Origin of the sequence: Daejeonella sp. JGW-45 (assembly GCF_029360805.1) — a bacterium.
GTDB lineage: Bacteria > Bacteroidota > Bacteroidia > Sphingobacteriales > Sphingobacteriaceae > Daejeonella.
On record NZ_JARKNC010000010.1, the window covers coordinates 142236 to 163398 of the forward strand.

At 42.8% G+C, this 21163-nt stretch carries 19 protein-coding genes; 10 read left to right on the forward strand and 9 right to left on the reverse strand.

Annotated elements, in window-relative coordinates; genetic code table 11:
* Window positions 1-2: 2 nt before the first annotated feature.
* Window positions 3-548 (reverse strand): NlpC/P60 family protein, encoded by a 546-nt coding sequence (locus P2W76_RS14245; RefSeq protein WP_276348518.1) that lies wholly within the window; start codon window positions 546-548, stop codon window positions 3-5.
* 252 nt (window positions 549-800) lie between these two features.
* Between P2W76_RS14245 and pdhA the strand changes: the two genes are divergently transcribed.
* On the forward strand, window positions 801-1796 hold the full coding sequence (pdhA, locus tag P2W76_RS14250; RefSeq protein ID WP_276348519.1) for a pyruvate dehydrogenase (acetyl-transferring) E1 component subunit alpha: 996 nt from the start codon (window positions 801-803) through the stop codon (window positions 1794-1796).
* Between the two features lie 37 nt (window positions 1797-1833).
* Entirely contained in the window at window positions 1834-3579 is a 1746-nt protein-coding gene (locus P2W76_RS14255; RefSeq protein WP_276348520.1) for a pyruvate dehydrogenase complex dihydrolipoamide acetyltransferase, read from the forward strand.
* 103 nt (window positions 3580-3682) lie between these two features.
* On the opposite strand, the gene P2W76_RS14260 is transcribed toward P2W76_RS14255, so the two are convergent.
* Window positions 3683-4414 (reverse strand): DUF4197 family protein, encoded by a 732-nt coding sequence (locus P2W76_RS14260; RefSeq protein WP_276348522.1) that lies wholly within the window; start codon window positions 4412-4414, stop codon window positions 3683-3685.
* A 133-nt stretch (window positions 4415-4547) separates the two neighbouring features.
* Here P2W76_RS14260 and P2W76_RS14265 point away from each other — a divergent pair, with 133 nt between their 5' ends.
* From P2W76_RS14265 to P2W76_RS14275, 3 genes are all read left to right on the forward strand, one after another.
* Complete coding sequence (locus P2W76_RS14265) at window positions 4548-5126, forward strand: sigma-70 family RNA polymerase sigma factor (RefSeq protein WP_276348523.1); 579 nt, start codon at window positions 4548-4550, stop codon at window positions 5124-5126.
* Complete coding sequence (locus P2W76_RS14270) at window positions 5116-6054, forward strand: TonB family protein (RefSeq protein ID WP_276348524.1); 939 nt, start codon at window positions 5116-5118, stop codon at window positions 6052-6054. Before P2W76_RS14265 ends, P2W76_RS14270 begins: the two co-directional genes overlap by 11 nt.
* A gap of 115 nt (window positions 6055-6169) precedes the next feature.
* Window positions 6170-8026: a M1 family metallopeptidase gene (locus P2W76_RS14275; protein WP_276348525.1), complete on the forward strand. Its 1857-nt coding sequence runs from the start codon at window positions 6170-6172 to the stop codon at window positions 8024-8026.
* A gap of 106 nt (window positions 8027-8132) precedes the next feature.
* Here the strand turns inward: P2W76_RS14275 and P2W76_RS14280 are convergent, their stop codons facing one another.
* From P2W76_RS14280 to P2W76_RS14300, 5 genes are all read right to left on the reverse strand, one after another.
* The gene (locus P2W76_RS14280) at window positions 8133-9188 is read right to left on the reverse strand and encodes an inorganic phosphate transporter (RefSeq protein ID WP_276348527.1); all 1056 of its coding nucleotides are present in this window, start codon (window positions 9186-9188) and stop codon (window positions 8133-8135) included.
* A gap of 29 nt (window positions 9189-9217) precedes the next feature.
* Window positions 9218-9865, reverse strand: a complete 648-nt coding sequence (locus tag P2W76_RS14285) for a DUF47 family protein (RefSeq protein WP_276348528.1) — start codon at window positions 9863-9865, stop codon at window positions 9218-9220.
* A gap of 71 nt (window positions 9866-9936) precedes the next feature.
* Window positions 9937-10962 carry an ATP-binding protein gene (locus P2W76_RS14290; protein ID WP_276348529.1) on the reverse strand — a complete coding sequence of 342 codons (1026 nt, stop codon included), beginning with the start codon at window positions 10960-10962 and terminating at the stop codon, window positions 9937-9939.
* 108 nt (window positions 10963-11070) lie between these two features.
* Window positions 11071-11301 carry an HD domain-containing protein gene (locus P2W76_RS14295; protein WP_346429835.1) on the reverse strand — a complete coding sequence of 77 codons (231 nt, stop codon included), beginning with the start codon at window positions 11299-11301 and terminating at the stop codon, window positions 11071-11073.
* Complete coding sequence (locus tag P2W76_RS14300; protein ID WP_276348530.1) at window positions 11264-12439, reverse strand: class I SAM-dependent RNA methyltransferase; 1176 nt, start codon at window positions 12437-12439, stop codon at window positions 11264-11266. The genes P2W76_RS14295 and P2W76_RS14300 overlap by 38 nt, the downstream gene beginning before the upstream one ends.
* 142 nt (window positions 12440-12581) lie before the next feature.
* Between P2W76_RS14300 and P2W76_RS14305 the strand changes: the two genes are divergently transcribed.
* Window positions 12582-12950 (forward strand): DUF3127 domain-containing protein, encoded by a 369-nt coding sequence (locus P2W76_RS14305; protein ID WP_276348531.1) that lies wholly within the window; start codon window positions 12582-12584, stop codon window positions 12948-12950.
* A 177-nt stretch (window positions 12951-13127) separates the two neighbouring features.
* Here P2W76_RS14305 and P2W76_RS14310 read toward each other — a convergent pair whose 3' ends face one another.
* The gene (locus P2W76_RS14310; protein WP_276348532.1) at window positions 13128-14105 is read right to left on the reverse strand and encodes a T9SS type A sorting domain-containing protein; all 978 of its coding nucleotides are present in this window, start codon (window positions 14103-14105) and stop codon (window positions 13128-13130) included.
* Between the two features lie 118 nt (window positions 14106-14223).
* Here P2W76_RS14310 and P2W76_RS14315 point away from each other — a divergent pair, with 118 nt between their 5' ends.
* Window positions 14224-16071, forward strand: coding sequence for a HAMP domain-containing sensor histidine kinase (locus P2W76_RS14315; RefSeq protein ID WP_276348533.1), 1848 nt, complete (start codon window positions 14224-14226; stop codon window positions 16069-16071).
* 161 nt (window positions 16072-16232) lie between these two features.
* Window positions 16233-16928: a response regulator transcription factor gene (locus P2W76_RS14320; protein ID WP_276348534.1), complete on the forward strand. Its 696-nt coding sequence runs from the start codon at window positions 16233-16235 to the stop codon at window positions 16926-16928.
* 152 nt (window positions 16929-17080) lie between these two features.
* Here the strand turns inward: P2W76_RS14320 and P2W76_RS14325 are convergent, their stop codons facing one another.
* A complete protein-coding gene (locus P2W76_RS14325; RefSeq protein WP_276348536.1) occupies window positions 17081-18622 on the reverse strand; it encodes an aldehyde dehydrogenase family protein in 1542 nt (513 codons plus the stop codon).
* Between the two features lie 234 nt (window positions 18623-18856).
* Between P2W76_RS14325 and P2W76_RS14330 the strand changes: the two genes are divergently transcribed.
* Together P2W76_RS14330 and P2W76_RS14335 are read left to right on the forward strand one after the other, a co-directional pair.
* Window positions 18857-20260, forward strand: a complete 1404-nt coding sequence (locus P2W76_RS14330) for a tetratricopeptide repeat protein (RefSeq protein ID WP_276348537.1) — start codon at window positions 18857-18859, stop codon at window positions 20258-20260.
* Window positions 20261-20394: 134 nt separating this feature from the next.
* Window positions 20395-21156, forward strand: coding sequence for a phosphosulfolactate synthase (locus P2W76_RS14335; RefSeq protein ID WP_276348538.1), 762 nt, complete (start codon window positions 20395-20397; stop codon window positions 21154-21156).
* Window positions 21157-21163 lie beyond the last annotated feature (7 nt).

The window sequence follows — 21163 nt, forward strand, 5'->3', positions numbered from 1 at the left end:
TCTTATTCTCTTAAAGAAGCCAATAAACGGCCTCCTTTATAATAATATCTTCTCCAGTAGCTTTCATCCAGGTCGCTTATCATCACACCCTTACTGCTGGATGCATGTGCGAACTTATTATTGCCCATATAAACGCCAACGTGTGTAATAGAACGGCTCCCGATTTTGAAAAATACTAAATCTCCCTCTTTCAGCTGATCTTTATTGATAGGGTTGACCATGCTGAAAATATTTCGCGAATTGTTCCCGATAAGGGTACTGAAAACTTTATTGTATAGTTCGAAGGCAAATCCGGAACAGTCGATGCCTTTTTTAGATACGCCGCCTAAACGGTAAGGAGTTCCGATCCAGTCGTAGACAAATTGATATAACTTTAAGTTCGACGTCGCAGAAAGTGCAATGCCCATGATCTGAGAAAAATATTCGGTAGCCAGATTATCGGGATCCTCAATCTTTACTGTAGATTTTGGGTCCTTATTATTGGTTTGCGCCTGTACTGACACAAAAGAAATCATAAGTAGCATCGCTACAATTACTTTTTTCCCCATTTATTCCTCTTCGTTAATAGTTAAAAACAATACAGACTATGAACGCCCTTATACTGATAATATTTTCAGAATGTTACAATAGTAGGGCAAATTGTTTAAAAAAGCAATTATTAGTTCGTTTTTTAACACTTTTTTACATTTAGAATCTTCGAAAAAGGGCGTAACAAAGCCATAATGCTATTCTTTTTTTAGGAAGATATGGTTAGATTTGTCGTCCCTTGCGAGGGGTAAACAAAACAGACATCATCAGGAATGAGTGCAATAGAAATAACAAAGGAAACCTATCTTCAGTGGTACGAATCAATGCTGTTGATGCGGAAGTTCGAAGAGAAAGCAGGACAACTTTACGGGCAGCAAAAGATCAGAGGATTTTGCCATTTATATATTGGTCAGGAAGCGGTTATGGCTGGAGCGATGTCAGTACTTCGTCCGGACGACTCAATGATCACTGCTTACCGTGATCACGCACATGCCCTTGCAAGAGGAATGAGCGCAAATGAGGTCATGGCTGAACTATACGGCAAGGCAACCGGCTGTTCAAAGGGTAAGGGCGGTTCTATGCACATGTTCAGCAAGGAAAAGAAGTTTTTCGGCGGCCATGGCATTGTTGGTGGCCAGATCCCTTTAGGAGCAGGTATAGCTTTTGCTGAGAAATACAACGGAACGGATGCGGTAAACGTCACCTATATGGGCGATGGCGCCGTTCGCCAGGGCGCTCTTAATGAAACCTTCAACATGGCCATGCTATGGAAGCTTCCGGTAATTTTTGTTTGTGAGAATAATGGTTATGCTATGGGTACCTCGGTAGCCCGCACTACCAACATGACCGATATCTACAAAATAGGCCTGGGCTTTGATATGCCCTGCGCCCCTGTTGACGGTATGGACCCGGTTGCTGTTCATAATGCGATGGATGAGGCTGTACAACGTGCCCGCCGGGGCGACGGTCCTACTTTTCTTGAAATGAGAACTTACCGGTACAAAGGGCATTCTATGTCTGACCCGGCAAAATATAGAACTAAGGAGGAGCTCGAAGGTTATAAAGCTAAAGATCCTATTGAAGTTGTGAAGCTTGCTATCGAAGAAAAGAAATATGCTGACGAAGCATGGTTCGAGGAGATCGGTGAAAAGATCAAAGCCATTGTTGATGAGTCGGTAAGATTTTCTGAAGAATCACCTTGGCCTGATGCTTCCGAACTTTATAAGGATGTGTATGTTCAAACAGATTACCCGTACATACGCGACTAATTTATTTAATGAGACCCAATACTAATCTGGAATAAAGATGGCTGAAGTAGTTAGAATGCCCAAAATGAGCGATACGATGACGGAGGGAGTGATCGCTAAGTGGCATAAAAAAGTTGGTGATAAAGTAAAATCGGGCGATCTGCTGGCCGAAGTGGAGACCGATAAGGCCACGATGGATTTTGAATCTTACCAGGAAGGTACATTATTATACATAGGCGCGCAGGAGGGTTCTGCCGCACCGGTTGATTCGGTTATTGCTGTAATTGGTGCTGAGGGCGAAGATTATAAAGCTGCTTTGGAAGGTGAAGCGCCTGCTGCCGGGAAAGAAGAAAAGCCTGCCGCTGATGCGGCTCCTGAAAAGGGTGCGCAGAAAAATGAAAAAGCGGTTGACAAGCCGGAAGAAGCTGAAAAACCGGCTGAGGCCGCAGCAAGCCAAGATGCTTCGGCTGAGGGGGGTGATCCGGATGCGGCAGCTGCAGCTGTCGGTGCAACGGTTATACGTATGCCACTTTTAAGTGATACGATGACCGAAGGAGTTATCGCTGAATGGCACAAAAAAGTTGGTGACAAAGTAAAAAGTGATGATGCTCTTGCCGACGTGGAAACCGATAAGGCTACTATGGAGGTGATAGGCTACGCTGACGGCACCCTGTTGCATATAGGTGTAGAAAAAGGCCAGGCAGCCAAAGTAAATGAGATCATCGCAATTGTGGGTAAAGAAGGAACTGACGTTGCTCCTTTATTGAAAGGCGGTTCAGCGCCGAAAACTGCTGCTAAGCCTGCTGATACCTCCGAAAAGCCTGAAGAGGCGAGGGAGGACGCCTCCGCTAAACCTACGGCGTCTACGCAGGAAGTTCAAAGTGATTCATCTTCACGGGTAAAAGCTTCTCCTCTGGCGCGAAAAATTGCTAAAGACAAAGGCATAGACATTGAGCAGGTTAAGGGCAGTGCAGAAGGCGGCAGAATTGTTAAGAAAGATATAGAAGGCTTTACGCCATCAACTAAACAAGTTACTGAAGCGGCACCTTCAGCCACTCCATCGGCGTCTGATAAAGCAACTTCTGGTGCGGCGGCTGTAACCATACCTCAGTTTATCGGCGAAGAAAAGTATACGGAGAAGCCAGTTTCTCAAATGCGTAAGGTTATTGCTAAACGTCTTTCAGAAAGCTTGTTTACTGCACCACATTTCTACCTGACCATGGCGATCGACATGGACAGTGCGATTCAGGCGAGAAATAAAATCAATGAATTTGCTTCAGTAAAGATATCGTTCAACGATATCGTATTGAAAGCGGTAGCCATTGCGCTGAAGCAGCATCCAAATGTAAATTCATCGTGGCTTGGAGATAAGATCCGTTATAACGAGCATGTAAATATCGGAGTAGCAGTAGCCGTTGAGGACGGGCTGCTGGTTCCTGTTGTGCGTTTTGCCGACGGTAAATCACTTTCCCATATTTCTGCTGAAGTAAAAGACTTTGCGCAACGTGCTAAAGCTAAGAAATTGCAGCCTGCTGACTGGGAAGGGTCGACCTTCACCATTTCCAATCTCGGAATGTTTGGAATCGATGAATTCACAGCGATCATAAACCCGCCGGATGCCTGCATTCTCGCAGTAGGAGGTATCTCTCAGGTTCCGGTTGTTAAGAACGGACAGGTTGTTCCCGGTAATGTTATGAAAGTAACTTTAAGCTGTGATCACCGTGTTGTCGACGGAGCAACAGGCTCGGCATTCTTACAAACTTTGAAAGCATTGCTGGAAGAGCCGGTGAGGTTGTTAGTTTAGGTGTTAGGCAATAGGCTTTAGGGCTTGATATAATTCAAATGGAAATGCCGCTCATTTTGGGCGGCATTTCCATTTAGGTTTGGTTGGTCCTAAAGCCTATTGCCTAATCCCTATTCCTATCCGCGTAAGCAAATACCTTTTGCAAAAGCGGCGTGCTTCGTGCAGATATTCTGGTTCTTATTTTCAATTCTTCCTGTGCAATTTCAAAGAATATTCCGTCAATAGCTTTTCCGGTCACAAATGAACTAAGATCAGGATTAACCTTTCCCACCAAAGGAATTTTATTGTACGCTGTTATAGCATCTGACCAGTAACGGGTGGCTCCTACTTTCTGAAGACTGCTTTCAATGATCGGCCTGAAACGATCCGCAAGCTGTTGACTGGTCACTCGTTTAAAGTATAATGTCGCCGCATCCTGCTGGCCGCTCAATAAAATATTAGTAGCATCAGAGAAGGTCATTCCTTTAACAGCTGAGATAAAAATCGGCTTGGCTTCTACGGCTGCGGCCTCAGCAGCACGGTTAATGCTCAGGATCACATTATCGGCTAGTTTATTCAGCCCCACGCTTCTTAGGGTACGTTCAACTTTTTGAGCTTCTTCGGGGAAGAGTATTTTAACTGCAGCATTGGCAAAAAAGCCATCCGTTGCTGATAATTTATCCGAACTTGCCGATGTGCCGAATTCGAGAGCTTGTTTTAAACCCATAGAGATTTCAGTTGCAGTAGGATTTCCGAGACCAGCCTGGCTCAACACCTGGCCGGCCTGATTAAGGGTATCGCAACTTGTAAAAAATAATAATGCAAAAGCTGGCAGTGTGATCTTAAGGGATTTCATATTGTTTTTTTAAGAATAGTTCCAAGTCTGTTGGTGCGAAGGATCCATTAACGTTATCAATAACAGGTAGCAAATCTACTGCCATAATCCACAAATATTTTTTATACTTTAGATAATAAAGGCCTGAGAGATATTGAAGTTTATTCGAAATAAGTCCGGAAGCAATGAATTGAATGAGCAAGAATTGCTTCTTGAGTATCGTAGTACAGGAAATCTGGAGATCCTGGGCCAGCTTTATGAGCGATATATGCCCCTGGTGTTCGGTCTTTGTCTAAAATATTTCAAAGATGAGGAGCGGAGCAAAGATTCGGTCATGCAGATCTTTGAGGAACTGGTGAAGAAATTAAAGATCCATGAGGTGAGTAACTTCAAAAGTTGGTTGTACACCTTGTCCCGGAACTATTGCCTGATGGCGATCAGAACAGCTTCCAAACATGAATTTGTATCGATAGAGGAGAACATTATGGAAAACGAAGCTTTTGTGCATCTAGATATAGATGAGACGCGTGAAAGTAAACTCCACGTTATGGAGAAGTGTATAGAGAAGCTTCCTGCCGAGCAAAAAGACACCATCAGCCTTTTTTACCTGGAACAAAAATGCTATAAAGACGTTTCCGATATTACCGGGTATGACCTTAATAAAGTAAAGAGCTATATCCAGAATGGTAAGCGGAATCTCAAAATTTGTATAGAAAAGAACAGTGAAAACTAACTACTCGGATAGCTTAATGATTCAGCAATACCTGGAGGGTAAGCTGGACCCTGAGGTGATGCACCAGCTTGAGAAGCAGGCTCTGGAAGATCCGTTTTTGTGGGATGCGCTGGAAGGGTATGCTGAGTATAAAGATCCGGCTGCAAATCTGAGTATTCTTCAGCGGCAGCTCCATGAGCGGATCGTTCATCTGCAGGAGAATAAGAAAGTCTTCGATCTTAGCTGGCAAAGGTTAAGTATTGCCGCTGCCGCTGCTGTCATGTTCATTTCTGCAGGAATTTTGTTTTGGATGAACGGTTCGAAACCTAACGACAAACTGGCGTCAGAATCGAATAAGCCGGTTGAAGTTAATGTGATCGACAGAGATTCTGTTGAAGCCGTAATAAAGGCAGCAGACCAGAATGAAATCGCCGCGGTAAATAAGGGCCAATCCACGACCGAACAGCCGGGCGTGTCAGCATATAAACCTCGGGGCCTTCAGGGAAGAAAAACGGTTATCTCTCCAGAAGCAGAAAGCCAAGCTCCAAAACAGCAGGATATTCCTGATACCGCACTGATGGCACGGACCATGTCTTCTGCAACGGCTTCGGTGAGCGCCCGCCGTTCTGAGACGGCTGAGGTATCCGGTGCGTTAAACAAAGCGCCTGTCGGTTACACTGTTCAACCCAAGACCGGTTGGGAGGCCTACGGGCAATACGTTAGCCTGAATGCCGGGAAATTCAAATCAGAACCAGTATTAAAGGGTACAGTCTTACTTTCATTTGATATCAGCCCGAGCGGTAAACCCTCAAATATTAAAGTTATACGTGGTTTAAATGACGCTTATAATAAAGAAGCGATACGTATTGTTGAGAAGGGCCCTGATTGGTTATCACCGCCTGAGGGGAAAAAGATCGAACAACGTATTGAGATAAAGTTTGGGCCGTAATCCTTAGCTTTGATTTAAACTTACCGGTTATAAGATAATCACGACCATATCTTCACAAGACAAATCAAGATATTTGTGAAATTTTCCTTCGCCGGTATAAGATAAATTGGAACTAATGAAAAAACTATTGATCCTGATTCCGGTGCTTTTTGTAATTGCGTGCCGGCAAAAAGCTCCCGTTGAGACGAAAAATGTTATAAGGGGGAGTAAAGATGCTCATTCCTTTGCCAGGCCATCAGAAGCGATCGTGAAGCATCTTGATCTTGATATTAAGGTGGATTTCGAAAATAAATTGATCTCGGGTAAGGCATCGTGGTTAATTGATAATCTCTCCAAGGGCAATCAAATTGTTTTTGACACCAGGAATTTGGAGATCCGCAGGGTTACCCTGGGTGATGATGAGACAGAAACGACTTACAGTCTTGGTAATGACAATAAGTTTATGGGACGATCGCTCAATATTAAGATAGCTGCAGGTACATCAAAGGTTAATATTTATTATACAAATTCTGCCGATGCGGCGGCCGTGCAATGGCTGAATCCACAACAGACAGCAGGGAAGAAATACCCTTTCATGTTTACACAGTCGCAGGCTATTTTAGCCCGCACGTGGATTCCATGCCAGGACAGCCCGGGCATACGGTTTACATATAACGCAACAGTTGCGGTACCTCAGGAATTGCTCGCAGTAATGAGCGCAAATAACCCCCAGGCAAAAAATTCTAAGGGCGTTTACACATTCAGCCAGAAGCAGGCTATCCCTTCATATCTTATGGCGCTCGCAGTCGGTGATATCGCATTTAAAGCAGTGGATCATCGTACAGGAGTGTATGCGGAGCCTGTCACTCTACAGAAGGCGGCTTATGAACTGGCTGATATGGGTAAGATGACTAATGCAGCCGAAAAGATCTACGGCCCCTATAAGTGGGGACGTTATGACGTACTTATCCTGCCACCGAGTTTTCCATTTGGTGGTATGGAAAATCCGATGTTAACATTTGCTACGCCAACGATAATTGCGGGCGACCGCTCGCTCGTGAGCCTTATTGCTCATGAGTTGGCTCATAGTTGGAGCGGTAACCTGGTGACGAATGCTACCTGGAATGATTTCTGGCTGAATGAAGGCTTTACCACCTATTTTGAAAGGCGTATCGTTGAGGATGTGTATGGAAAGGATGAAGCGAGAATGCAGGAGCTATTGGGCTATCAGGGCTTGCAGGAATTAGTGAAGGAGATGGGAGCGAAGAATGAAGATACCAAGCTTAAAGCTAATTTTGATGGCCGCGATCCAGACGAGGGGGTAAGTGATATCGCTTATGAAAAAGGATATTCATTCCTCAGGACTATCGAAGAGGCTGTCGGTAGAAAGAAATTTGATAGCTTTCTTCGCTCGTATTTTGATTCGCATGCATTCAATTCTGTTACCACAGAAGAGTTCCTGGCTTACTTAGACAGTAATCTGATCAGGGGAGATAAGGAGATTCTCAGTAAAATCAATATCGATGCTTGGGTATATCAGCCAGGTTTGCCAGCGAACAGCCCTGCTGTAGGTTCCGAAAAATTTAGGGCGTTGGATACGCAAATAGCCCAATGGCAGAGTTCAGGAGACATTTCGGTGTTGAGTAAAAGGCTGTCCACAAATGAGTCATTATATCTGATCAGTCATCTTCCGGAAAATATCACCCTTAAGCAAATGGCCGGTCTGGATACGGTCTTTAACTTTACCCAGTCAGGCAATTCTGAAATCCAGGCGGCCTGGTACACACTCGCGGTACGTAAGAATTATAAACCGGCCACTCAGAATATAGAGAAATTTCTAACACAGGTAGGCCGGCGGAAGTTTTTAATGCCCCTTTACAAAGAGATGGTTAAGACGCCCGAAGGTAAGGAATGGGCTAAAAAGATCTACGCAAAAGCAAGACCGAATTATCATTCGGTAGCATATAACTCAATTGACGAAGTGCTGAAATAGTACATGGATCTGTATCAGTTGTAGGCGATCCGCACTTAGTTAACAAATATTAATGGACATATAATGTCCGGTATGATCTTATAAAGACTTGTTGTTTTTCAGGAGCTTACAAGAAAAGACTGAACCCCCAATATAAGAGTGCAGCAAGGGCAGCGGACACAGGAATAGTCAGCACCCACGCCCACATCAGGCTAATTGTAACACCCCAGCGCACAGCTGATACGCGTTTACTCAGGCCCACGCCAATGATCGCACCGGTGATCGTATGTGTGGTAGATACCGGGATCTTGAAATGTTCTGTCATGAAAAGGGTAATAGCACCGGCAGTTTCTGCAGCAACACCTTCCAGCGGCGTTACTTTGGTGATCTTGGTGCCCATAGTCTTAACGATCTTCCACCCACCACTCATTGTTCCAGCAGCAATTGCACTATAGCAGGCAATCGGGATCCACTCGGGGATATGATCGATATGTACCTTGCCAGCCTTAACGGTATAACCGACATGCAGCCAGGCCGACATAGTATCTACGCTAAGATTGGCATCTTTAAGGTAAACGATAACGGCTGCTGCAATGATACCCATAACCTTTTGAGCATCGTTTCCACCATGGCCAAGACTAAAAAGAGCAGATGAAACAAGTTGAAGTTTTTTAAACCACCATTCCGCACGTGAAGGATTGGCATACCGGCAAATATTTACGATAATGACGGTAATCAGATAGGCCATTAGCAAGCCGATAATTGGTGCAAGGACAATGAATGCAGCAATTTTACCGATCACTCCAAGGTTTATCACATCCAGGCCGCCATGGGCTACAGCAGCTCCAGCGAAACCTCCAATGAGGGTATGTGACGAACTGGAAGGGATACCGAACCACCAGGTAAGTAAATTCCAGGCAATTGCAGCCGTTACGCCGGCAAGGATCACAACAAGATTAATGTTCATTGTATCTGCCGTCTTGGCTACGGTATCCGCAACGTTCAGATCAAATATCCAGTAAGCTATAAAGTTGAAAAATGCTGCCCAGAGCACCGCCTGGAAAGGTGTAAGCACTTTTGTTGAAACTACCGTCGCAATTGAATTTGCAGCGTCGTGAAAACCGTTGATATAATCAAACAGTAGCGCTAAAATTATGACGACAATTAGTAATGTAAAACCCATAGAACTGCTTGGTTAACGTAATGTTTGGCTTATGCGTTTTTTACCAGGATCGACTCCATTACGTTTGCCGCGTCTTCGCACATGTCAGTTGCGGTTTCCAGCGCAGAGAGGACCTCTTTATATTTGATCAGGATAACAGCATCTTTTTCGTACATAAAAAGCTCGCCGACAGCCTTGTCAAATACATAATCAGCTTGATTTTCGATGCTGTTTATACGAACGCAGGAATCTGCAATTATTCGTACATTCCGAAGATCACGTAATTCATGAATTGCCTTATTTAGATCCTGGCAAGCCTGTAGAATTAAATTAGCAAGCTCTTTAATCGGAGGGGTAATAACAGTCACCTGGTAGAGCTCCATACGGCTGGCAGATCCGTGTATATAATCAGCGATGTCATCCAGTGCACTTGCCAGGCGGTGAATATCTTCCCGGTCAAACGGTGTAATGAAGTTTTTGCTGAGTTCAAGGTGTATTTGATGAGTGATCTCATCACCTGTGTGCTCAAGATCTTCAATATCCTTAAAAAGCTCTTTACGGCGGGTAAGGTCTTCTGTATTAACAGCTTCTACAAGCTTTTCGCCTAACTTGATGAGATTTTCGCTATCCTTTTGAAAAAGAGGAAAGAATTTTTTGTCTTTAGGAATAAAGTACTGGAAAATACTGTTAAGTGACATCTTATTGGGTTGTTTGAGATCAACAAAAATACCACACGAATGTTAAGTTAATGTTAACATTAAGAAAATGGTTACTTTATTCTTTCAAGGGTAAATCCGAAAGTGGAACCAATGTTTTCAGTACTTCTAACGGTTATCGTTTGCTGATGTGCTTCGATAATATGTTTGACGATGGCTAAGCCCAGGCCCGATCCACCGATTTCCCTGGACCGGCTTTTGTCTGTACGGTAAAACCGTTCAGAAAGTCGGGGGAGAGATTTTTCTTCGATGCCAATACCGTCATCGGTAATCTCGACCAGAATCTGGTCGTGCAGTTCAAAAGTTTTTATCGAAGTCGTTCCGGCGTATTTTCCATATTTAAACGAATTGTCGATAAGGTTTACAAGAACCTGTCTGACTTTTTCCCTGTCAGCATTGACCCATGTAGCATAGTTGTATTTTTCCTTAAACTCCATGGTGATATTGTACTTTTGCGCCACGAGTTCTAATGATTCAATAACTTCCCTGATCAGCTCGGTGAGATCAAATTTTTCATAATTAACCGGTATCTCGCCACTTTCCAGTTTCGATATCGAATCCAGATCTTTAATAAAGAAAGCCAGACGATCGACATTCTTTGAAGCTTTTTCCAGGAACTGCTTTGAGAGCTCAGGGTCATTTATGTCATCGTCCTGAAGAGCTTCAATATAGCCCTGAATAGCAAAAAGCGGTGTTTTCAGCTCATGAGAGATGTTCGTTAAAAACTCTCTTCTGAACTTTTCCTGTTGTTTAAGCTGGTCGATCTCGCTTTTTTTATCTCTTGCCCATTCCTTAACCTCCTGTTCCACATCGTGAATGGGGTCAGTACTGACATATTCGCCCAGCGCGTCTTTAAGGTCTTTTCCCAGTTTAAGATTGTGGATCAACTTATAGATCAATTTGATCTTACTGTAAACAAAGCGTTCTATTAAGTAATAAAATACCGCATAAGTGATTATTATTGAAACCGAAAAAGTAATTAAGAAATCAACCCATTTCTGCTGAAAGTAGAAATTGATTATCGACAAGGACAGCGCGACGGCAAGTGCATTAATGAAAACAAGAACCCATAATTTCATATGACTAATTTATATATTTAAAATCCCCCGTGCGTGTCTTTTTAGTAATGTTTTTGGTAAGGAATCATTGCCTCTAACAAACTCCCTCCCATTCTTGCATAAATTGTTTTAAGTAGGGAATTTACTATCGGCAATATCGTGAAGAAGCGCCGCGAGGTTGACGACAAGCTGGTCAACCTTTTCAGTTTTGGAAATCAACTTCGCATTATTGAAAACACGCTGAATATGCCACCAGTCGTGGCCTGCTTCAGAACCAGCCAGCCTGTCTTTTACGAATTTCTCTGTTAGCGAAATAATTTGTTTACTCCGCAGGTTTGGGATCGCGTTTGCTTCCTTCATATAATTCATATTCCAATAGCCTGCAATCAAGCTTTCCATTATAGAATTCCACACGTTTCGATGCCCTAAGGCCGATCTTTTTTGCCAGGTCTGGGTTCCCCGTAAAGATATAGCCCCTATAACCTTTACATTTTTGCTTCATAAAGTCACCGATACGCTTATAGGTCGCTTCAAGTTTTGAATGAACGCCGAGGCGTTCTCCATATTCCGGATTAAAAATAACTATACCCTGGCCGGCAGGTACTTCCGTTTCGGCAAAATCGCAAACAGAGAAGTCTATTAAATGATCCACACCTGCAGTCTTCGAATTTCTTTGAGATACATCGACAGCATCAGCCGAAATATCGGTAGCCACAATTCTCGAGGGTAATTCTTTTTTGGATTGATCTTTCAGCTTGCGTCTTTCACGGAAAAAAATTTCTTCCTCATATCCCAGTATGTGCATAAAGCCATAGTTCATCCTGAACAAGCCGGGGGATTTATTCGTAGCGAGAAGGGCTGCTTCGATTGCAAGTGTGCCCGACCCGCACATAGGAACTACAAATGGACTAACTCTGTCCCATTCCGTTGCCATTATCGCGCCGGCAGCCAGAGCCTCCAGCATAGGAGCCTTTCCAGGGATTTTACGGTAACCATGCTTTGCCAGCGTTTCGCCCGAAGTGTCAATAAATATCTCGGCATCATTTCCTTTCCAGTAAAGATGGATAACAGCCTTATTTGCATCGGAACCCGAATTAGGCCGGAGGCCTTTTTTCTCTTTAATGCGGTCTACGATTGCGTCCTTAACTTTAAGATTTGCAAAGAGTGGTGTAGTGATAGTTTCGTTATCGACTGTTGAGCTTACGGAAAAATATCCTGTAAAATCTATCAGCTCTTCCCATGCGATTTCCATGAGCTCTTTGTACAAGCGTGCAGGATTTTCGGCCGTGAATGTCTTGATCGAATAAAGGACCTGGCTTGCACAGCGCAGATTAAGGTTCAAGGGGATACAATCGTTGATTGTTCCTTCCAATTCTACCCCTGTACTGAAAGCCCGAACTATTTTATAATCCAGGCTCTCTACCTCACGCTGTAAATAAGGTGATAAGCGATTGTTACAGGTTATAATGATCTTACTTCTGTTGTGGAAAACTTGCATAATAATTTGCAAAGTTAACAATTAAAACCTGCCTGAATTTTATACTTTTACAAATCTATAAGGCCGGATTTGTTCCCCACCCCAGGGATGGTCCAAAGTCACAGCTGTAAAGATTAGAGAGATCAATTAATATAAAATAACCATGGACATCAAAGGAAAAGTACATGAAATCTCGCAGGTAATTACCGTGAGTGATAAGTTCAAAAAACGCGAACTTATATTGGAATATGCTGAAAATCCGACATACCCTGAATATGTAAAGTTTGAAGCAGTGCAGGACAAAGTAAACTTATTCGACAACTTAAAGGTGGGCGACCAGGTAGAGTTATTTTTTAATCTTCGCGGACGTCCATGGACAGACAAAACGGGTAAAACTTCATATTTTAACACACTTTCGGTATGGAGAATAAATCCGATTGGCGCTGCACAGGCTTCATCTTCCTCAGCCCCGGAGTACGCTGCGCCGGTGGATATTACATCAGCACCTGACGACGACGATTTGCCATTTTAATATTTAACTGCAGAGGACGCAAAGTTTGCATAGCGAATAAAAGGTTGTGTTAAAGTCGTCTAACTGCTTTGCGTCCTCTGCGAAAAACTTTGCGTCCTTTGCGGTTAAATTAATCTTATAAATTCAAAAGCCCCTGTCCGGAAATCCAGCAGGGGCTTTTAAATTATATATCTATAATCATTCTTTAATAATCCGCTTAACGAACCAGTTTCCATTCTGGCTTATAGTAATATGGTATACTCCGTTTTTCGGAAGCATGAATTGCTTAACATAGTGACCGTTGGAATTAGTTGCTTCATCCGTGAAAACGGCTTTCATCTCGCTATCAAGAATATTTACCTTGGCTGGACCTTTACCCGACATATTAAATGACAAGGTCATTTTTCCGCTTGAAAAGTTAGGGAATAAGGTCAGGTCGTTTACTTCGAGCGCTTTAGTTACAACCTCATTGCCAGTGATCTTCTTAAGGTGATCTTTACTGGCGTCACTTATCCTGATGCTCATATGGCTTGAAATGCCGTCCTTGTCCGTATAGTTATAATTGAACGACGATGAATTATTTCTTTCGGCAAAGCCAGGAAAGGCACGGCCCTCAAACCTCATGCCGGGCAATTCAACTCTTTCAAATGAACCCGGAAACCCGGGAATCTCATCACGGTGCATAGTAATGATGCGTTTCCTTAAATTGCTGTCGAGACCATCCATTTTGAAATCGAAGCGTTTCATTAAACTATCGGCGTTAAAGCTAAATCTTTTCAGGCTGTCACCGTTAAACTTGAATACCTTCAGGTCTCCTGGCGTATTAAAACCGAGGTCTTCGTTAAAATGATCCCGCCAAACTAAAACTTTCGGTTCTTTTCCATTGCGGCTTATTATGATATCTTTCTCGTCTCTCTGTATAACTACGTCATTATTTCCAGGGCGTAACGCTCCCCCACTGCGGAACCTTTTCTCCATTTCCTTAAATTCTTTGCGGAGCCTTTCACGTTCGCTTCTGTCGAGCTCGCTGAACTTCTTTCCGTTAACCGTTGTATCACCGTCGTTAATAATAACACTACGAGATTCGCCTTTGCTCTGAGCCAGAGCTGTATAATCAGGGCTTACGGTCGCGATGACAAAAAGGCAAAATAGAGATTTAAGTATATTCTTTTTCATATGATTACATTTAAGCTTAACAAAAATAAACTGCATACCACTCCGTTTTTGTTAAGGCTTTGTTAAAAAGTGTTAAAACTAAGTTGACTTATAGCTCGTTACGTATTTTTGTGATTGAATGAAGAGAAAAAGCATCAGTTTGATAATAGGGTTAATGACCGTTGCGCTTATCGGCGTAATGGGCATGCAGCTATATTTTTTCAGGGAATCGTATCAGTTACAGGAAAAGCTCTTTGATCAGTCTGTTCATGAGGCGCTGAGCAATGTGGTTGACCGTATTGAGAAAAGAGATGCTAACAGGTTCCTTGAAAGGAAGGCAGAGACTAGTATAGTAAGGTCCGCAAGAAAAACCCAAAAACCTGTTCCGGCAAAACGAATTGAAAAACCGGTTAAAGTAAATGCCAGACTTCAGCGCTCGTCGGAAGCAAGCTATCTGGCTGGTGAGCAAAGAAAAGCTGACAGTATTTTCAGAATACGGGATAGTATTTTCAGGGTGAGATACCCAAATGCCTGGATTATGGACGACGCCCTTACCGCGGATGAACTAAAGAATCCACAGTTTGACCTTAAGGTTGAAGTGACTGAATATATTGATGCATTCGGGCAACTAAGGGAAAGAGCCCATCAAACACTGTCCCGTGCCAGAAGCAACCTGGCTATTGTTGGTGGTTTAACTATCGGTGATCCGGTCGCTGCAGCTTTGAGAGATTCGGTTCGACAGTACATAATCTTTGATCCGATAGAAGGAGCTGTGTTGCGAACTATTCCCAAACCGAGAATTAAATACGTTCCGCCGCCGGTCCCAAAGACTGTATTGAAAAGCAAAGTTGAAAATGTAAACCAGTACCTGGCTGAAGAAAATAAAAGGGAGGACGTATTTAAGGATCTTGCTAAAGAGTATCTAACTACTCACGTGCCTTTGAATCAGAGAATCCATCCTCAAACATTAGATTCCATGCTAAGGACTGAGTTGATGAATAGATCCATTAACAGCGATTATGAATATAAGGTTACGTCTGCAAAACGAGATTCTCTGATCTTTACACGTGCTTCTAACCAGACTAAGTTTCTTCCATATAATAGCTATGAAACTCCTCTTTTTCCAAAAGATATGGTGAGGGATGCCGGAATGCTGACGATTACCTTTCCTGATAAGAACACAATAATTCTGGCCAATCTGACCGCTATGATGGGTCTGTCGGGAGGACTGTTGCTGGTCCTTATATTCTGTTTTGGATATACGATTCACACGATACTCATGCAGAAGAAATTGTCGGAGATGAAAACAGATTTTATCAACAATATGACTCATGAGTTTAAAACTCCGGTAGCCACAATTATGATAGCGAGCGAGGCTTTAAAGGATCCGGAACTTACTACTGATAAAACGCGTGTTGACAGACTGGCAAATATTATTTACGACGAAAACGTTCGTTTGGGGAGCCATATTGAAAGGGTGTTAAATATTGCCAAAATTGATAAAGGTGATCTGAAGCTCGAAAATAAGGAAGTAGAGATGAATGATCTTTTGTCGGCCATCGTGGATAGCATGTTCTTGCAGCTGCAGAAGCGAAACGCGACCATCGACCTGGAGTTGAATGCTGTCCAATCTACTGTCATGGGAGATGAACTGCATTTATCAAATATCATCTTCAATCTTCTTGACAATGCCAATAAATACAGTCCGCAAGATCCACAAATTAAGATCACTACGTTAAACTCGGGTAAAAATTTAATAATCAGGGTGTCTGATAAAGGAATTGGTATGAGTCGCGATCAACTGAGTAAAATATTTGATCAGTTCTACCGTATACCCACAGGAAATGTTCATGATGTAAAGGGTTTCGGTTTGGGTTTAAGCTATGTAAGCAATATTGTTAAGAAATTACACGGAACTATTAAGGTTAAAAGTGAAAAGGACAGGGGGTCGGAGTTTGAGATAAGTTTGCCGTTAAAGCAAGCCTGATCCAACTCATTGCTGCTGCAAAAGTTTAAACACAAAGGCCGCTAAGGTTGGCGCAGAGCTTGCAAAGCGACTTGATGTGCTTTGGCCAAAACTTACTATTGCACTATGCAAACTTTGCGCCCTTTGCGTTAAAACAGGCGCTTTATGTTAAAAAGATTTAAATGAAAAAAATTCTATTAGCCGAAGATGACCCTAATCTTGGCATGCTGCTGCAGGATTACCTTCAGTTGAAAGGGAAATTCGAGGTTGTGTTATGCCAGGATGGTGATGAAGCTCTGAAGGCCTTTTCAAAGGAATCATTCGATGTATGTATTTTCGATGTGATGATGCCCAAAAAGGACGGCTTTACACTTGGCAAAGAGATACGTAAGATCGACCCGAACGTGCCTATAATATTCGCAACGGCAAAAGCCATGATCGAGGATAAAGCCGAAGCATATAACCTGGGTGGGGATGATTATATCACTAAACCGTTTCGTATCGAAGAACTATTACTTCGCATCAATGCGCTGCTTAAGCGCATGTCATCGCCAGATAAAAGCGCAGCGGCAGATTTGCCCACTAAGTTTGACATCGGCAACTATAAGTTTGATTATACTGCACAAATGATCAGCAATGGATCAGATCAGCAAAAAGTATCGACCAAAGAAGCGGAGCTGCTCCGTTTGCTTTGTCTAAAGAAGAACGAGGTTTTAACCCGCGAGGAAGCGCTCATAAGCATCTGGCATGATGATAATTATTTCAATGGGCGAAGCATGGATGTTTTCCTTAGTAAATTACGGAAATACCTGAAAGAAGACCCAAAGGTGGAGATTATCAATGTGCACGGGAAGGGGTATAAACTCCTCGTCAATTAATTTAGTTATACGTTGTAGGTTTACGTTATACGCCTGGGCGGGAAAGCTACTGTGTCTTTTTAATACCTTGTCTCAACGACTAGTCAGGTGTGGTACGCTGTAAAGAAAGCTTACAACGTACGACTTATAACGTACAACTTAAATAACAAGTCCTATAGGTCAAATTTAATTCCCTGTGCCAGGGGCAATTTATCCGAATAGTTTATTGTATTGGTCTGTCGGCGCATATAAGCCTTCCATGCATCTGATCCCGATTCACGTCCTCCGCCTGTTTCTTTTTCACCGCCGAATGCACCGCCAATTTCTGCTCCCGACGTGCCAATATTTACATTGGCAATTCCGCAATCAGAACCTGCAAAAGACAGGAACTGCTCTGCCTCGCGAAGATTAAGCGTCATGATCGCTGATGAAAGTCCTTGAGGAACTCCGTTTTGCATTGCGATTGCTTCGTCAAGTGTTTTGTACTTCATAAGGTATAAGATTGGGGCAAAAGTCTCATGCTGTACAATCCCGTATTCATTTTTAACCTCTGCGATGCAGGGTTTAACATAACATCCTGATTCGTAACCTTCGCCTTCCATAATCCGTCCTTCAACAACAAAGTTGCCACCTTCATTTTTACATTTTTCAATGGAATCAAGATATGCGTTTACGGCATCTTTATCTATTAAAGGGCCTACGTGGTTATTTTCATCGAGGGGATTACCGATCTTTAATTGCCCGTAGGCTTTGACAAGCTTGTCCCTGAAATTATCGTAAACGCTTTCGTGGATTATTAATCTCCGGGTAGAAGTACATCTTTGCCCGGCAGTACCTACGGCGCCGAATACGGCTCCTACAAGAGACGTCTCAAGATCAGCGTCTTTGGAGATAATGATTGCGTTATTGCCGCCCAGTTCGAGCAGGCTCCTGCCAAGACGTGAGCCAACTGCAGCTCCCACAGCTTTTCCCATACGTGTTGAGCCTGTAGCTGAAACCAGCGGAACGCGTTTATCATTACTCATCATTTCACCAATGGTCCGGTCTCCAATGATGAGGCACGACACGCCTTCAGGTACATCATTAGCATCAAATACCTTTTGAATAATATGCTGACAGGCAATAGCCGTCAATGGAGTTTTTTCGGACGGTTTCCAAACGCAAACATTACCGCATGCCATAGCCAGCGCAGCATTCCATGACCAAACTGCAACCGGGAAATTAAATGCGGATATAATGCCTACGATGCCAAGCGGATGCCATTGTTCATACATCCTGTGTGCGGGCCTTTCAGAATGCATAGTAAGGCCATAAAGCTGGCGTGACAAGCCTACGGCAAAGTCACATATGTCTATCATTTCCTGAACTTCTCCGTACCCCTCCTGGAGACTTTTCCCCATTTCATAGCTGACTAATTTTCCGAGGTCATCTTTTTTTGCCCGCAGTGCATCTCCTAATTGGCGAATTACTTCTCCTCTTTTCGGCGCTGGCCAGGTCCGCCATATATAGAAAGCATCTGTAGCCGTCTGTATGACATTATCATAATCTTTTTTGCCCGCAAATTTAACGGAAGCGATCTCTTTCCCGTCGACTGGCGATACTATAGCCCTGGTATTACCCTGTTCCGAGCTCTTCCAGGTTTTGCCCGTGCTGCTCGATTCATTAATTTGCTGTATTCCAAGGCTCTGCAAAAGGTTTTTTATATCTAATTGCATAAAATTTAGTATTTTTGTCAAAGTTAAGCATTTCTCTCAAGGCAGCTAGGCCTGAAAAGGTTTTCCGAATTCTTTACGGCTTAGTAATTTATTTTCAGACAATTAACTGCGCGGGTGTCAGGATGTGGAAAAATAAAGCCGGTAGAGTTACCGAATAGCTTTAAATTGATGGAAATAAATCCGGTGTGCTTTTTGAAAGTATCCGGTGAACGTTCTTAATAGTATTGTTTTAGGATGGAAGAAGATTTTGAGTTTGATTTTTCCGAAGATCCCAGATTTTCGGTTGAAAGATATGAAGAGATGATCCGTAACCAGGATCAGTATTTTTTTGATGCGCAGGCATTTGAAAATATTATTGAATACTATATTGAGAAAAACGATCCGATAAAAGCGCTGCAGGTAGCTGAGTATGCGATAAATCAGCACCCTTTTGCGGCAATATTTTCTATAAAGCAGGCGCAGCTTTACGTAGCTACTAACCAGTTTGAACTCGCTTTCGAGTCATTAAGTAAAGCGGAGACACTCGAACCCTCCGAGGCAGATATCTATACCATCCGAGGCAATATTTTCGAAGGTCTTGAACGCCATGAAGAGGCCCTTGAGAATTACGAAAAGGCTTTGGGCCTGGCTGAGACTACTGATGAGATTTTGTTGCACATTGCATATGTTTACCAAAGTATGGGCGATTATGAAAGCTCGGTAACTTATCTGAAGCAATGTTTACAGCAAAATATGGAGAATCAGGATGCTTTGTATGAACTGGCTTTCTGTTATGATGTACTCGATAAGCAAGAGGAAAGTGTTAAGTTCTATCAGCAATACATCGATAATGAACCCTATTCGTATGCTGCGTGGTACAATCTTGGAAACGCTTTCAATAAGATGGATCTGTATGAAAAGTCTATAGATGCATATGATTACGCGATCCTGATCAAAGATAATTTCGCTTCAGCATACTTTAACAAGGGGAATGCCCTTGTTCATCTCGATCGTTACAGCGAGGCTATTGATGTTTATAAACAGACATTTGAGTATGAACCACCTAGCGGGGATACCTATTGCGCTATAGGGGAATGCTACGAGAAGCTTGAGCGGATGGACGAAGCACGGTCCTACTATAAGAAGTCGGTTAAACTCGACCCCAGCCAGTCAGATGCCTGGTTTGGAATAGGCGTCACGCTTGATTTCGAGGAACGCTACTTTGAATCCTTGTATTTTTACAAGAAAGCACTGGAGCTTGATGATAAAAATGCTGATTATTGGTTTGCAATCGCAGATGCACAATATAAACTTAAACAATTAGGTGAGTCAGAAAAGGCTTATGAAAAAGTACTCGAGTTGAATCCGGTGGATGTTGAAGCCTGGCTTGATTATTCTTCGATACTTTTCGAGCAGGATAAACTGAGCTCGGCGATTGAAGTGATCTCGGAGGGTATCAAGAACAATCCTGATGCAGCCGAACTTTACTATCGCATGGTGGCATATCTTTTCGCTGCGGGCGAATACAGCGAAGCTTTGGTGTATCTTGAAACAGCATTGAATACCGATCCGGAAAAACATCATATTCTTTTTGAATATCTTCCCCAGCTTCATGAGAACAAAGTTATCGTGGATATTATAAACCGCTATACACGTTAAATTCATAATAAATTTGTTCAGACTTTAGGTTTTGATTTTTTTTATGAGATTTGCACTTAGTTAGATGAGTAGTGATTCTTCAGAATTTAATTTCATGCTAGTCTCATTTGATGATCCAAAACCAATAAAATTAAATGAATTATATATTGAAGAATATTCCTGAACGTACTCAAAAGCCGCGTGTAAACGGTCTTACGATGGTTATGGATAAAGGCTTGAGTGTGCGTGAAGTTGAAGATTTTCTCGAAGTTGCCGGGCCGCATGCCGACATTGTGAAACTAGGCTGGTCTACTTCCTACGTTACTCCAAACCTGGAAAGAAAATTAAAAGTCTATAAAGATGCCGGAATTCCGGTGTATTTCGGAGGAACCTTATTCGAAGCATTCATAATCAGAAATCAATTCGACGATTATCGCAGGATTCTTGATAAATACGGGATGGAACTGGCTGAAGTGTCAGATGGTTCTATAGAAATTGCTCACGACGAGAAGTGTGAATACATCAGAAAACTGAGTGAACAAGTAACCGTTATATCAGAAGTTGGCTCAAAAGATGCCGCCAAGATACTGGCCCCGTATAGATGGATCAATTTGATGCAGGCCGAAATAGCCGCCGGTGCATGGAAGGTGATAGCAGAAGCCAGAGAAGCTGGAAATGTAGGAATTTTCAGGGATTCGGGCGAAGTCCGCCAGGGCCTGATAGATGAGATACTTACTCAAATTCCAGCAGAAACAATAATATGGGAAGCACCGCAGAAAGCCCAACAGGTCTGGTTTATCAAATTAATTGGGTCCAATATAAATTTAGGCAATATTGCCCCTGCAGATGTTATCCCGGTTGAAACCCTCAGACTTGGTCTCCGAAGCGACACGTTTGATCATTTCCTGAATTTCTAAACACAAT